Origin of the sequence: Tolumonas lignilytica, assembly GCF_000527035.1 — a bacterium.
GTDB classification, from domain to species: Bacteria; Pseudomonadota; Gammaproteobacteria; order Enterobacterales; family Aeromonadaceae; genus Tolumonas; species Tolumonas lignilytica.
Genome location: NZ_AZUK01000006.1, coordinates 1 through 12,770, shown reverse-complemented (window position 1 = coordinate 12,770; position 12,770 = coordinate 1). Strand labels below are relative to the sequence as shown.

Annotated in this window: 15 protein-coding genes; 12 read left to right on the top strand and 3 right to left on the bottom strand. The window is 41.7% G+C overall.

The genetic code is table 11. The features are described from left to right. Nucleotides 1–545: IS30 family transposase (locus H027_RS18770; RefSeq protein ID WP_152536788.1), on the bottom strand; the 545-nt coding region annotated here is incomplete at its 3' end. 654 nt (nucleotides 546–1,199) lie between these two features. Here H027_RS18770 and H027_RS0117155 point away from each other — a divergent pair. The 4 genes from H027_RS0117155 to H027_RS0117140 all read left to right on the top strand — a co-directional run bounded on the left by H027_RS0117155 (nucleotide 1,200) and on the right by H027_RS0117140 (nucleotide 4,026). Next, on the top strand, nucleotides 1,200–1,514 hold the full coding sequence (locus H027_RS0117155; protein ID WP_024873626.1) for an antibiotic biosynthesis monooxygenase family protein: 315 nt from the start codon (nucleotides 1,200–1,202) through the stop codon (nucleotides 1,512–1,514). Beyond that, entirely contained in the window at nucleotides 1,504–2,064 is a 561-nt protein-coding gene (locus H027_RS0117150; protein ID WP_024873625.1) for a GNAT family N-acetyltransferase, read from the top strand. The genes H027_RS0117155 and H027_RS0117150 overlap by 11 nt, the downstream gene beginning before the upstream one ends. A gap of 98 nt (nucleotides 2,065–2,162) precedes the next feature. Then, nucleotides 2,163–2,480: a MafI2 family immunity protein gene (locus tag H027_RS0117145; protein ID WP_024873624.1), complete on the top strand. Its 318-nt coding sequence runs from the start codon at nucleotides 2,163–2,165 to the stop codon at nucleotides 2,478–2,480. Nucleotides 2,481–3,741: 1,261 nt separating this feature from the next. Continuing rightward, nucleotides 3,742–4,026 (top strand): hypothetical protein, encoded by a 285-nt coding sequence (locus H027_RS0117140; RefSeq protein WP_152536787.1) that lies wholly within the window; start codon nucleotides 3,742–3,744, stop codon nucleotides 4,024–4,026. Nucleotides 4,027–4,352: 326 nt separating this feature from the next. Here the strand turns inward: H027_RS0117140 and H027_RS0117135 are convergent, their stop codons facing one another. Continuing rightward, nucleotides 4,353–4,661, bottom strand: coding sequence for a copper-binding protein (locus H027_RS0117135; RefSeq protein ID WP_024873571.1), 309 nt, complete (start codon nucleotides 4,659–4,661; stop codon nucleotides 4,353–4,355). A 322-nt stretch (nucleotides 4,662–4,983) separates the two neighbouring features. Between H027_RS0117135 and H027_RS0117130 the strand changes: the two genes are divergently transcribed. Both H027_RS0117130 and H027_RS0117125 read left to right on the top strand, forming a co-directional pair. After that, a complete protein-coding gene (locus H027_RS0117130) occupies nucleotides 4,984–5,415 on the top strand; it encodes a GNAT family N-acetyltransferase (RefSeq protein ID WP_024873622.1) in 432 nt (143 codons plus the stop codon). A gap of 10 nt (nucleotides 5,416–5,425) precedes the next feature. Then, the gene (locus tag H027_RS0117125) at nucleotides 5,426–5,674 is read left to right on the top strand and encodes a DUF1272 domain-containing protein (RefSeq protein WP_024873621.1); all 249 of its coding nucleotides are present in this window, start codon (nucleotides 5,426–5,428) and stop codon (nucleotides 5,672–5,674) included. A 1,008-nt stretch (nucleotides 5,675–6,682) separates the two neighbouring features. Here H027_RS0117125 and H027_RS0117120 read toward each other — a convergent pair. Then, nucleotides 6,683–7,321 carry an RDD family protein gene (locus H027_RS0117120; protein WP_024873620.1) on the bottom strand — a complete coding sequence of 213 codons (639 nt, stop codon included), beginning with the start codon at nucleotides 7,319–7,321 and terminating at the stop codon, nucleotides 6,683–6,685. A gap of 135 nt (nucleotides 7,322–7,456) precedes the next feature. On the opposite strand from H027_RS0117120, the gene H027_RS0117115 reads away from it, so the two are divergent. The 6 genes from H027_RS0117115 to H027_RS18585 all read left to right on the top strand — a co-directional run bounded on the left by H027_RS0117115 (nucleotide 7,457) and on the right by H027_RS18585 (nucleotide 12,604). Next, nucleotides 7,457–8,095 (top strand): dihydrofolate reductase family protein, encoded by a 639-nt coding sequence (locus H027_RS0117115; protein WP_024873619.1) that lies wholly within the window; start codon nucleotides 7,457–7,459, stop codon nucleotides 8,093–8,095. A gap of 559 nt (nucleotides 8,096–8,654) precedes the next feature. Next, a complete protein-coding gene (locus H027_RS0117110) occupies nucleotides 8,655–9,050 on the top strand; it encodes a GFA family protein (protein WP_038150153.1) in 396 nt (131 codons plus the stop codon). Between the two features lie 77 nt (nucleotides 9,051–9,127). Further along, entirely contained in the window at nucleotides 9,128–9,478 is a 351-nt protein-coding gene (locus tag H027_RS0117105; RefSeq protein WP_024873561.1) for a DUF3147 family protein, read from the top strand. 295 nt (nucleotides 9,479–9,773) lie between these two features. Continuing rightward, nucleotides 9,774–10,592, top strand: coding sequence for a pyridoxamine 5'-phosphate oxidase family protein (locus tag H027_RS0117100; protein ID WP_024873618.1), 819 nt, complete (start codon nucleotides 9,774–9,776; stop codon nucleotides 10,590–10,592). A 71-nt stretch (nucleotides 10,593–10,663) separates the two neighbouring features. After that, complete coding sequence (locus H027_RS0117095) at nucleotides 10,664–11,068, top strand: NUDIX hydrolase (RefSeq protein WP_024873617.1); 405 nt, start codon at nucleotides 10,664–10,666, stop codon at nucleotides 11,066–11,068. Nucleotides 11,069–11,860: 792 nt separating this feature from the next. Beyond that, nucleotides 11,861–12,604 (top strand): PA3715 family protein, encoded by a 744-nt coding sequence (locus tag H027_RS18585; RefSeq protein WP_024873616.1) that lies wholly within the window; start codon nucleotides 11,861–11,863, stop codon nucleotides 12,602–12,604. The last annotated feature ends 166 nt before the right edge of the window (nucleotides 12,605–12,770 follow it).

The following is a 12,770-nucleotide window of genomic DNA, read 5'->3' as shown; positions in this document are numbered from 1 at the left end:
ACTGTATCGATTTCCCAGTGTCCGAACTCTTCTCGTTCGTTCACTAGTGTAGGGCGTTCGCTGATATGCCGTTTGGCTGCTACTCGCCCTCGGCTGTCTTTGCTTCGATAGCGTTTACGTCTAATTTTCGGCGACTGTCTCAGGTATTGCCAAAGATTGCCGCCTTCATTTTTATCAGCCCAGACATGCTGGTAAATCGTTTCATGGCTCATCACCGGATAGCCTTTGTAACGAAAATAGCCAACGATCTGTTCTGGACTCCAATGCAATTTCAGTAAGGCATCAACCAGCAGAAAGTCCATGTGATCATACCGTTTGTTCCTTCGGGCTTTCTTTGTTCTTACCCTGACTTTTTGCTGGGCTCGCGCTGGTTGGTAACTATAAAGCTGGTCATAATTGCACCATCGGGAGTTTCGTTCCACTTCCCGGTAGACCGTACTTCGGTGACGACCTAAGGCTTTGGCGATGGATGCGACAGTCAGTCCTTGCTTTCTCAAGGCTGACAACATATATCTTTCATTCTCAGTGAGATGTGTGTATTTCATTGGCTTTTCACTTCTTGGCGGGAGTAAAAATCCTGAGTATCACATCTCGCTGTTTTTATGTTTAAAGTTGTCGCACTTCGTAATTGAATCCGCCTTATCTAACAAAAATTTAAAGTTGGACGGCACTTTGTGCCGCCACTTAAATCGAAGTTAGGTAATTAATTTTCTTAATTTTTTTGCGGTAAATTGGAGTCTTAAAGCGGCTGGTATGAGGGTTCTGTGTTATTTGCGGCTCACTTCCGGTGAAATGGTTGCCTTGCATAACTCATGACCTCACTTTCGGTGTGTAATTCAATTCCGCACTGGTTATGTCTTCGGCAACCTTCAACTCAGTCCGTGTGTACGCCTGGAGCGGCTCATCATCCGGGCGTTTTGGTTTGAAACGACCACTGCCTGTTTCCTGAATAATTTCAGTAAAACATAAAGCAAATTGGCTGTTTCAAGTCTGTCAGCGGGTAATTCCGAGCGGTGGTTTAAAGCGGGTGCAGTGGCAGCATTGAAGTCCGCGTACCAATTAGCCAGTTCAGTGGTGATGAATAAAAGATATTTCCTTTATTCTCCTACCTAACAAGGCGTTTAAACACGTTCGCTTTGCTCACTGGACGGCACTACGTGCCGCCGTTTAATTAAAAGTTAAATTATTTTGGGGTAATCATGATTGCGAAAACACCTACTCCACCCTATTACGCAGTGATATTCACATCTATCCGTACAAATATTGACGATGGGTATGCAATCACGGCTGATGCCATGGTCGCTTTAGCCCAACAACAACAACCCGGGTTCCTTGGCGCAGAATCTGCCCGAAATGACATTGGCATTACCGTTTCATACTGGTCTGATCTCGATTCCATTAAACAATGGAAGTCGAACACTGACCACTTATTGGCACAAAGGTTAGGTCGCGAAAAATGGTATAAATCATTTAAAACCCGAATTGCCAAAGTTGAACGTGACTATGAGTTTTAATTTACAATTTCCTATCGAAACAACTCGCTTAATCATTCGCCCTTACCTTGCTGCTGATATTTGTGAACAAACCGAAGCTGTGCTTGAATCGGTTTCAACTGTTGGACGTTGGCTTTCTTGGTGCACACCCGACTATACCGTCAAAGATGCGGCTGAGTGGTTTGTGATTTGTGAAGATGCATTGAAAGAAAGTGCGGCTTATACATTTGGTTTATTTGATAAGCTAACGAATCAACTGCTTGGTAGCATCACCATCAATCAACTTAAACCAGATTATAAAATCGGTAATATCGGTTATTGGGTGCGTGAATCAAAGCAAGGTTTGGGTTATGCCCTAGAAGCTGTTTTAGCTATCAAACAATTTGCGTTTCGAGACTTGCAGTTACTCCGTTTAGAAATTGTGGCTGCTATCGATAACAAACCAAGCAATCGCGTTGCAATAAAATCGGGCGCCCGATTTGAAGGTGTCGACAAAAAACGGATTTTGCTTAAAACAGGCTATGTTGATGCCAACATCTATGCTTTTTTCGCATCGAAAGAACCGACCTGATTTAAGCAGAAAAATTTAACAAAAACTTAATGGCGGACAGCACTACGTGCTGCCCCATAAGTAATAGTTATGCGACAAGGACATCTTGAGAATTTTTAATGAATGAAAATGCAATGTCTATAATAGACAAACAAGATATCTTGCTCAGACTTAATGCACAGCGTGCACTGTTAGGCAATATCCCAGCAAGTCTCAGATGTGTATCAGTTGAATACAACAGCACGGAGATCATGTGCAGTTTTGTCTTTGATGGTATTCCAAGCGCAGATGATAAAGAACTTTTGAGTCATGCGGCAACAGAAATTATTGCCGACTATCCTGATGTTTACACCATAAATGAAGTTTATCTGTCTATTCCATATCCCAAAAACATGCCATATCTGCGTAATATAGTGTTTATGCGTTATGAGAAATGAGTTACAACAATTTATCTAAAATTTAATAACCGCCGTAGCTTTTTTGGTAATTTACAGATGAAATATGAAATCAATTACTTATTTGATCACGGTAGTTGTGTTTGCCTGTGGTCAAACAATGATGAGTCTAGAAATAAATTTGGTTATGCAATCGATCACTGGAAATTACCTTTAAGTGAAACACTAAACGATACCATCAATACCTAATTGCTTGGTATGACACATCAATTAATTAGCCAGATCCATCTAAGTAAATTGAATATTGGTCCAGTGAAGAATTAAGTCATTTCAAGAACGCAGCTATAAAAGGTCTGAAGCTTTTGGAAAATGAGCTTTCACTTAATGAATATGAAATTTCAGACAAGAGCAACTTAACGTGAAGCGCATAACAAAAACTTGGTGTGGGATTGCTACGCAACCCCACAAGTAAAAGTTAGGTAATTAATTTTCTTATTTTTTTACGGAAAATTCGGGCCTTAAAGCGGCAGGTATGAGGGTTCCGTGTTATTTGCGGCTCACTTCTGGTGTCTAGGGTTGCTTACGCATAACAGTTTTCAGCATTCGTGTGGTTAACAAGGTTTTGTTAGGCATTATATCTCCAGCAACCCATCAGCGCTGTCGTGTGTACGCCAGAAGCGGCTCATCATCCGGGCACATAGTTTGAGGCAACCACTCCCCCGTTTCCTGATTAATGTCAGTGAAACATAAAACCAGCAGGCAGTTTCAAACCTGTCGGCGTGTAATTCCGAGCGGTGGTTTAAAGAGGGTGCAGTGGCAACATTGAAGTCTGTGTACCAATTAGTCAGTTCAGTGGTGATGAATAAAAGATATTTCCTTTATTCTCCTACCTAACAAGGCGTTTAAACACGTTCGCTTTGCTCACTGGACGGCACGCGTGCCGCCGTTTAACTTATAGTTAGGTAATGCCGCAAGTTATCAGAATTATTCTACTTCTAAATATCCGCGCAACATTATTTGATCAACTAAAACAATCACTCGAGGACCAAAGCAAGATGTTTATTACTGATATTCGGTCTATGAATCTATTGCTGGGTGGTGTTTCAACCATAGTTGCTGTGTTGCCTGCGAGGCGGCGGAAAACTATGCGGTAGGGATATGTCAAACAGCGACACAATCTGCTGGTGCGGAAATTAGACCAACGTATGCGGCTGGCGATTACTTTTTTAAATATCATGGTAATGATCCACGCTACAAAGCAAAGCTTGCTAGTGGTGAATTTTTCTCCGGTGCGAAAGTAACTTTGAACAAAGCACCCGAGCATGGCAAAGTAGTTTATGCAGACAATCCCAAAGCAGTTAAATGGAATTGGTTCGACTATATGCCAAAAGATGGTTATGTTGACCAGGATCGCTTTGTCATTCTGGTCGAAAAAGATGGCGTAAAAGTCCGCATTGAATATCTGATTGAGGGTATAAATGACGATGACTCTGTTGAGGGGGTTTGTGATCAAGCAAGCAGGAAGATCTCTGCTATTCAATCAACCTTTGATGATTCCTCTTCTTCACAAATTAGAAGCATTACCTAACAAAAAATTAATGTGGGACCACTTCGTGGCCCCATAATTCGAAGTTAATTGGTTGCTCAAGATTTTCGGTTGTAACTATACGAATGGTTTTAGTGCAGGTTTGGTTTGCTGGTTAGTCGACTTGTTCTGTCAAAAATCCCCCCATTACTGAGGGAACGTGGAGTTGAAAATCAGTGTTGCTGTACGCCCGGTTAATCAAAATAATCGAAGCATCAGCGCGAGAAAAGGCACACTCACTTTTCACTCTGAGAAGGCCGGATTCAGTAAAACAAAAGGGGGGTTATATTTTATAACCCCCCTTGGACATTATGATTGTTACTGTCTCATTATTGAGAAACTGGCGTTACAAAGTGTGCATCTGCATTGAAAGCATTGGATGAGGTAAATTGGACATCGACGGTCTGACCCACAGTCACCCCTTTCAGCACATTGCTACCGTCGGCATTGTAAGTGACGGTACGTGCTGGCCAGCCCAGTTCCGTAACCGCATCTTGTTTTACAGTTACGGTCTGGTCTGCTGCATTGACAGCCAATACTGAACCGTGTGCTTTATAAGTGTCTACCGCAGCCTGAGATGACAGTGCAGCCAGTGATAATGCAGCAACAGCAGCAAAACGTACGAAGGTATTTTTCATGTTCTTTACTCCACAGATAGTCATTTGTTGAACCGGCTTGGCCGTGTTCGTCTTTTTGTTTTTGTGAAACGCATCACGTTTCGTTGAGCAAAGAATACGACTACACAGTGAGTAGATAAACCACGCTTTCGTGAATTGACTATATCAAGAAATGGAACAATCGTTGTGACAGCGTTTTATACAAGTGAACGAACACGATACAAGAAAAGGTTGAATCACTCTTGGGTGTTCGTTCAACCAATTAACAAAAACTTAATGGCGGACAGCACTGCGTGCAGCCCCATAAGTAATAGTTATGTGTTTATCGGTTTCGGAGATTTCTATGGTTGATGGTTATTCCATTTCTGATAACAAAAACAAATTAGATATTCAGGTTATTCATCATTTCCTGAGCCATTCATACTGGGCTAAAGATATCCCAATTGAAACTGTTCAACACTCAATTGATAACTCATTTTGCGTGGGTATTTATGATGCTTCAGGCACCCAAGTTGCCTTTGCCCGAGTCATTACTGATTTCGCTACTTTTGCTTATCTCGGCGATGTTTTTGTCGTTGAAAATCACCGAAAGAAAGGATTAAGTAAGTGGTTAGTTAAGTTCATTGTTGAACATCCATTGCTGCAAGGATTACGTAGATTGTTGCTGGTGACTGCGGATGCACATGGCCTGTATCAACAATTCGGTTTCCAGCCAATTACTCAATTCGAAAACTATCTGAGTATTCATAACCCGAACATTTATTTGAATATCTGACGAGGCCGTTATGCTTGAGATGCGACCAAACTGTGAATGTTGCGATAAAGACTTACCACCTGAAGCAACAGACGCGCTGATTTGTTCATTTGAATGTACATTCTGTGCCGCCTGTGCAAAAGATGTTCTTCATGACCAATGCCCGAATTGTGGTGGTGAATTGGTTCGACGCCCTCGCCGCCCAGCAGATAAACTGGCTAACAATCCGGCTTCGATTAAACGAATTTTTAATCCAGCTCTGCGAAATAAAAACACATAACAAAAACTTAATGGCGGACAGCACTGCGTGCTGCCCCATAAGTTAATAGTTAGGTAATTAATTTTCTTAATTTTTTTACGTAAAATTCGAGCCTTAAAGCGGCTGGTATGAGGGTTCCGTGTTGTTTGCGGCTCACTTCCGGTGAAGTGGTTGCCTTGCATAACTCATGATCTCACTTCCTGTGTGGAATTCTATCTTGCACTGGTTATGTCTTCGGCAACCTTCAAGTCCGTCGGTGTGTACGCCTGGAGCAGCTCATCATCTGGGCTCTGTTGTTTAAGGTAACCACTCCCTGTTTCCTGAATAATGTCAGTGAAACACAAAATAAACCGGCAGTTTCAAACCTGTCGGCGGGTAATTCCGAGCGGTGATTTGAAACGGGTGCAGTGGCAGCATTGAAGTCTGTGTACCAATTAGCCAGTTCAGTGTGATGAATAAAAGATATTTCTTTTGTTCTCCTACCTAACAAGGCGTTCAAACACGTTCGCGTTGCTCACTGGACGGCACTACGTGCCGCCGTTTAACTTATAGTTAGGTAATTAATTTTCTTAATTATTTTGTGGAAACTTCGAGCCTTAAAGCGGTGAGTATGATGGTTCAGTGTTATTAAAGGCTCACTTCCGGTGAAATGGTTGCCTTGCATAACTCATGATCTCACTTCCGGTGTGTAATTCGATTCCGCACTGGTTATGTCTTCGGCAACCTTCAAGTCTGTCGGTGTGTACGCCTGGAGCGGCTCATCATCCGAGCGTTTCGATCTGAAAGCCCACTCCCCGTTTCCTGAATGATGTCAGTGAAACACAAAGTAAACCGGCAGTTTCAAATCTGTCGGTGGGTAATTTCGAACGGTGGTTTAAAGCGGGCACAGTGACAGCATTGAAGTCTGTGTACCAATTAGCCAGCTCAGTGGTGATGAATAAAAGATATTTCCTTTATTCTCCTACCTAACTTTTACTTATGGGGCAGCACGTAGTGCTGTCCGCCATTAAGTTTTTGTTAGCTTTTGCCCTAATTTGTAACTAAATTTAATTCAGGTATAAATTGCTGGATAAGCAGATTTATGATGAATAATGTCAATAATATCACTTTAATTTTGTTTTTATGTTTTGTTTCTTCGAATTTTATAACGACTGTATCTGCGATAAAATCATGAATTGATCTGCGTTTTGTATTACACATCATCGTTATAAACTCAAGCAGCGACAAAAATAAAATCGGTGATCCGAATAGCATTAGCGTAAAATGATTACCTAATGCTCTATTGGTTAGCATGCCATGAGATAAGTTAAATAATTGTATAGTTAAAAATATTAAACTAAAGCTAGAAAATAAAATTTGACGAAGGACCGCATGTTTGGGGCCAACCTCACACTCATTAGATGTTAGTATCTTAATGCCGGAAGCCATTTTCCCTGGTGTTTGGCCAAATCGTGCAACGAAATAGTAATAGTAGTAAATGATGACTGCTGTATAAAAAATGTTCCAAATCTGAAGTGTCAGAGGATTTGATATTGAATTCCATAGATATTTATCAAACCATGCAAAAGGAGCCAATGCAGCGGAATCAAGACATGCTGCTATTATTCGTCGTTTTAAAGTACAAAATTTATCTTGAACATAATCATCATTTTCTATTGTGCTTTCCATGATTTATTACCCATGCATTTATAATAAAAAAGCTAACAATGCGTTTAAACACGTTCGCTTTGCTCATTGGACGGCACTGTGTGCCGCCGTTTAACTTATAGTTAGGCCAAATTCAAGAATCGAGCGAGAAAGATCATGACCAAAATATTTGTGAACATCGGACTTAGTCTTGACGGTTACATGGCGCCGGAAGGCATGGCGATCGAAAACTGGAATAACCCTGAGTACAAAAACTGGGGCGCCAAGTGGGGTACGATGATGAGCTGGATCCTCAAGCAACAATACTTCTGCGAAAACCTCACGTTTGGTCTTGGAGGAGAGACTGGTCCTGTTAATGATATGCTTCGTTACACCATGGAGCGTAGCGGAGCCCACATTATGGGCAAACGAATGTTCGAGCAAGGCGAGGTCTCATGGCCCGAGGAGGCTCCGTTTCACACACCGGTGTACGTTCTTACCCACGAGAAGCGCGAGCCTTGGGTCCGTCCAGGTGGGACGACGTTCTACTTTGTCAACGACGGCCCAGCACACGCTCTTGAGCAGGCGAGAGAGTCTGCGGGCGGTCGTGATATTCGCATCTCTGGCGGAGCGGATGTGATACAGCAGTACCTGAAAATGGGTGTCATCGACGAGCTAGAAATCGCTTTGGCTCCAGTCCTATTTGGTGGTGGTAGGCGCTTATTTGAAAATCTGCACGATACATTGCCGCAGTTACAAATCGACAAAGTGATCAATACTCCGGATGCCACACACTTGCACTATGTGCTTTTATAAGAACGGCCTAACAAAAACTTAGTGTGGGACCGCTACGCGGCCCCACAAGTAAAAGTTAGGTAATTAATTTTCTAAATTTTTTTCGGAAAATTCGAGCCTTAAAGCGGTGTGTATGAGGGTTCCGTATTGTTTACGGCTCACTTCCAGTGAAGTGGTTGCCTTGCATAACTCATGATCTCACTTCCAGTGTGGAATTCTATCTTGCACTGGTTATGTCTTCGGCAACCTTCAAGCCCGTCGATGTGTACGCCTGGAGCGGCTCATCATCCGGGCGTTTTGGTTTGAAACGACCACTCCCCGTTTCCTGAATAATTTCAGTGAAACACATTGCAAACGGGCTGTTTCAAGTCTGCTTGCAGGTAATTCCGAGCGGTGGTTTAAAGCCGGTACAGTGGCAACATTGAAGTCTGTGTACCAATTAGCCAGTCCAGAGGTGATGAATAAAAGATATTTCCTTTATTCTCCTACCTAACAAGGCGTTTAAACACGTTCGCTTTGCTCACTGGACGGCACTGTGTGCCGCCGTTTAACTTATAGTTAGCTGCTTAGGAGAATTCCGATGCTTAAAGGTAGTTGCTTGTGTAATTCCATTCAGTATGAAATTCATGGTGAACTGGGGCCAACCATGATGTGTCATTGCTCCAAGTGCCGAAAAGCTAACGGTTCCGCTTTTGCTGTCAATTCAGCAGTTAAAGCAGAAGAATTCCATTTTGTGAAAGGCAAAGAGTTCGTTTCTGAATTTGAATCCACACCGGGCGTTTTCCGTGCTTTTTGCAAATGCTGTGGCACACCGCTTTTCAGCCGACGCCCATCGCAACCCGATATCCTCCGACTCAGAATTGGCAGCTTAGATACACCCGTTGACGTTAAACCCTTGGCTCATATTTTTGTCGGTTCAAAAGCCGCTTGGGATGAAATCCATGATGACATTCCACAATATGATGAACGCCCATAGTGTTGGTTTATTCATAGGTTCTGATATCGTTACGGTTTGCAATACGTTGATCCGATAACGAGACGGCCAAGGAACCTATGCTTTACCTGATATCCAAATATCTGATCACCGCTGGCATGGTGGTTTTGATCTCTGAACTAGCCAAGAAAAGTGACCGCATCGGAGCATTAGTTGCATCACTACCCTTGGTCACTATCCTGACGTTGATTTGGCTGTTTGTCGAAGGCCAATCGGAAACAAAGATCAGCAACCATGCTTATTATACGTTTTGGTATGTGATCCCAACGCTGCCAATGTTTATCTTGTTTCCTTATTTCATGTCTCGATTTGGTTTTGTGATGACATTAGTGATAAGCATTGTGTTGACCATCGTGACATTTGTTTTATTTGCTGCGTTTGTTAAACGATTTGGCATAAATCTGATGTAAAAAGCGCAGCTAACAAAAACTTAATGGCGGACGGCTTTCAGCCGCCCCATAAGTAAAAGTTATGCCGTTTCCCTTTCTTCTTGATTGCTATTGTGAAATTCATTGCTGTTTCAAATGCTGTTGTTAAATCAACAATCGCTTAATTTACTTAAACTTACGCTTCACTTTTATGGTCTCATTTGCCAAGCTATCTCAATCAACTCCGGTGGAGCATGGATGCTTCTCGTCCCTCCCTAATTCTCACTACTGCTGATTGATTTCTCCTGCGGTAGCTTTATCTAAAACAGGTGATGCTATGGCTCCACACACTAATTTATTATCGTTGATTGGTTCACCCGTGCTTGGGGTTGCTGCTACCTATTCAAGAAAAACTGATGTTTACATTTGTGGCGTTGACATTCGGGATAATGATGACTTAGTTCTGACTTTTCCAAAGGGGCATCAGTTAGCCGTTGATCAAAAAATCACATTGCACCTCGATAACCGCACTGGTGTTGATGAGTACGATGCCGAATTACGTGTCTATCGTGGTTCCTACAAAGGTTTGGTTACTAAAGTTCAAGATAATCAGATTTTAGTCAAACCGATCGAATTCGAGATTTACTATGGTGTCTCTGTTATTTATAGATTCGCTGAACGTGTTTATGAACACCCTATTGATGAACGTGTTCAACGTGAATTACCAATCACACCACTAACAGAATTACCAATTCCTGATTTACGTGAGGTCGAAAATAAAATTGGTGTTTTAGTCACACAAGCTAAATCACAGCCTCATACCACGGTGCTTGCATTTTTATCCTCTGCTGAGGATGACATTTTCTTCATTACATTCCCGGAAACGTTCAAGTCAAAGTTACTGAAACGCGACCATCATTGTCATTTCGCGATTGATTCAAGAGCTGTATTTACTTACACCCAGGCAATCGAATGGAACTACACAATCATCGAAGCTGACGCTTATCAAATCCCACAATCGCATCATTTGTTTGAACCAATTCGTGAAGCATTTGTGCAGAAAAACCCTTGGGAAGTTGGCTTCTTTAGCCATCCACAAGTTGAGCTATATCATTTAAAACCGAGAAAGGTTGTGTGCCCTACCCACGCAGAATAAACGCACAACAAAAACTTGGTGTGGGATGCTAACGCACCCCACAAGTAAAAGTTATGTGATTAGAGGTAGTCATGGCCTTTGATGATAAATTCAGACTCAGCAGTCATGCGGTTATTCTTAATTCCGAAGGGCACGTTTTACTTTTAAAAGCCGATTACGGTTCCAAATCCTGGGGGCTTCCTGGCGGTGCATTAGAGCCCGGCGAAACCATTCATGAAGCGTTGATCCGCGAGTGCCGTGAAGAACTCGGGGCTGACATTTTGATCCATTATCTCAGTGGTGTGTATTTCCATTCTGCCTATAATTCACAGGCTTTCATTTTCCGATGCGAACTGCCCTCGCCTTCTAACATCATCCTCAGCCACGAACATTCTGAATTTCGCTATACCTCAATGTCAGAACTCAGTGCTGTCCAACAGCAGCGCATATCTGACTGTCTTAATTTTTCGGGTGTTGTTACCAGTGCTAAATTCTAATGCTGATTAATCCATCATCATCTTGCACAGATATGATGCACAGCATTGATATAGCTCAGTTTTCATTAATTGAGTCCCCGATTTCATTTGTCTCTTTCCGTACCATTCGGCATCATGTTCATATGAGTAAATCAAGAGCAGAACACAGGTGTTGGGCATCTGATTGTCGATAGTCAGTGCGGTAGCTTTTGCTCTCAAAAAAACCGTCTTTTGCCGCAGCCAAAATCACATAACAAAAACTTAATGGAGGACGGCTTTCAGCCGCCCCATAAGTAAAAGTTAGGTAATTAATTTTCTTAATTATTTTGCGGAAAATTCAAGCCTTAAAGCGGCTGGTATGAGAGTTCCGTGTTGTTTACGGCTCACTTCCGGTGAAATGGTTGCCTTGCATAACTCATGATCTCACTACAGTGTGTAATTCAAATCCGCACTGGTTATGTCTTCGACAACCTTCAAGTCGTCGGTGTGTACGCCTGAAGCGGCTCATCATCTAGGCGTTTTGGTTTGAAACGACCACTCCCCGTTTCCTGAATGATGTCAGTGAAACATAACGTAAACCGGCAGTTTCAAATCTGTCGGCGCGTAATTCCGAGCGGTGGTTTGAAGCGGGTGCAGTGGCAACATTAAAGTCCGTGTACCAATTAGTCAGTTCAGTGGTGATGAATAAAAGATATTTCCTTTATTTTCCTACCTAACAAGGCGTTTAACTCGTTCGCTTTGCTCACTGGACGGCATTGTGTGCCGCCGTTTAACTTATAGTTGTGTTTCTGAGTCAATTTAAAAGAGAGCCCAATGATTAAACTATTATTTATTATATCTTTCCTTTCATTTAATTGTTACGCCTGTAGTGATGAAATAAAAATTCTTATACAGAATGAATTTGGTAATGATGTGAAATTCCTCACGTGCAAAAATAACCCTCAGCTGACAAATCAAACTATTATAGTCTTTGTAAGTAACACAAAAGATGATGACTCAGGCATTAGTGTTAACGATGCTCACACTGTATTGGTTGAAAATAATAAAATAATCAAATCATTAATAGAAAAAGGCATGATCAAGAATGATACGATACATCTCGACGACATAGAAATAGATACTGGTTTATATAATATAACTCAAACATTACGAGCAATTGGAGTTCGATATCATTTTGTTGGTTCATCGAGAGTTAATCCATATTCAGAAAATGTTTTAAATCTATACATAAATGAAAAAAATACTCTCAGAAATGTTTTATATTCACTTTCTATGCATGAACAATCTGGCGAATGGGATGGTAACTGTAATGGTTATTTTGATGAAATCACCCGCTATATCAGCATCGCAAAATCGAGCTCATATGGTTTTTATGACTTATTTTTAACTGGAAAATCAGCTCACTCTATAGCTCAAGCCAAAAAGGAAGATTGTAGTGAGTCAACAAAAACCGCCAAGATAAACAAAGTAAAAATAACCTTTGATGGCAAAAAATATAAAATCCCTCGTGATTTTAATTCAGATCTCTTGTCACCACAAAACACAACAAATTTTTAATGTCGGACTGCACTCCGTGCAGCCGCATAAAACGAAGTTAGGTAATAAAAACGGCTTATTGGTTGACGGTAAATTCGAGCCTTAAAGCGGTGTGTATGAGGGTTCCGTGTCGTTTGCGGCTCACTTTCGGTGAAATGGTTGACTTGCATAACTCATGATCTTACTT

What these genes read in the sequence shown, in the direction of transcription:
- H027_RS0117155 (WP_024873626.1), top strand. Translation starts at nt 1,200, where the DNA reads ATGATTGCGAAAACACCTACTCCACCCTATTACGCAGTGATATTCACA.
- H027_RS0117150 (WP_024873625.1), top strand. Translation starts at nt 1,504, where the DNA reads ATGAGTTTTAATTTACAATTTCCTATCGAAACAACTCGCTTAATCATT.
- H027_RS0117145 (WP_024873624.1), top strand. Translation starts at nt 2,163, where the DNA reads ATGAATGAAAATGCAATGTCTATAATAGACAAACAAGATATCTTGCTC.
- H027_RS0117135 (WP_024873571.1), bottom strand. Translation starts at nt 4,661, where the DNA reads ATGAAAAATACCTTCGTACGTTTTGCTGCTGTTGCTGCATTATCACTG.
- H027_RS0117130 (WP_024873622.1), top strand. Translation starts at nt 4,984, where the DNA reads ATGGTTGATGGTTATTCCATTTCTGATAACAAAAACAAATTAGATATT.
- H027_RS0117125 (WP_024873621.1), top strand. Translation starts at nt 5,426, where the DNA reads ATGCTTGAGATGCGACCAAACTGTGAATGTTGCGATAAAGACTTACCA.
- H027_RS0117120 (WP_024873620.1), bottom strand. Translation starts at nt 7,321, where the DNA reads ATGGAAAGCACAATAGAAAATGATGATTATGTTCAAGATAAATTTTGT.
- H027_RS0117115 (WP_024873619.1), top strand. Translation starts at nt 7,457, where the DNA reads ATGACCAAAATATTTGTGAACATCGGACTTAGTCTTGACGGTTACATG.
- H027_RS0117110 (WP_038150153.1), top strand. Translation starts at nt 8,655, where the DNA reads ATGCTTAAAGGTAGTTGCTTGTGTAATTCCATTCAGTATGAAATTCAT.
- H027_RS0117105 (WP_024873561.1), top strand. Translation starts at nt 9,128, where the DNA reads ATGCTTTACCTGATATCCAAATATCTGATCACCGCTGGCATGGTGGTT.
- H027_RS0117100 (WP_024873618.1), top strand. Translation starts at nt 9,774, where the DNA reads ATGGCTCCACACACTAATTTATTATCGTTGATTGGTTCACCCGTGCTT.
- H027_RS0117095 (WP_024873617.1), top strand. Translation starts at nt 10,664, where the DNA reads ATGGCCTTTGATGATAAATTCAGACTCAGCAGTCATGCGGTTATTCTT.
- H027_RS18585 (WP_024873616.1), top strand. Translation starts at nt 11,861, where the DNA reads ATGATTAAACTATTATTTATTATATCTTTCCTTTCATTTAATTGTTAC.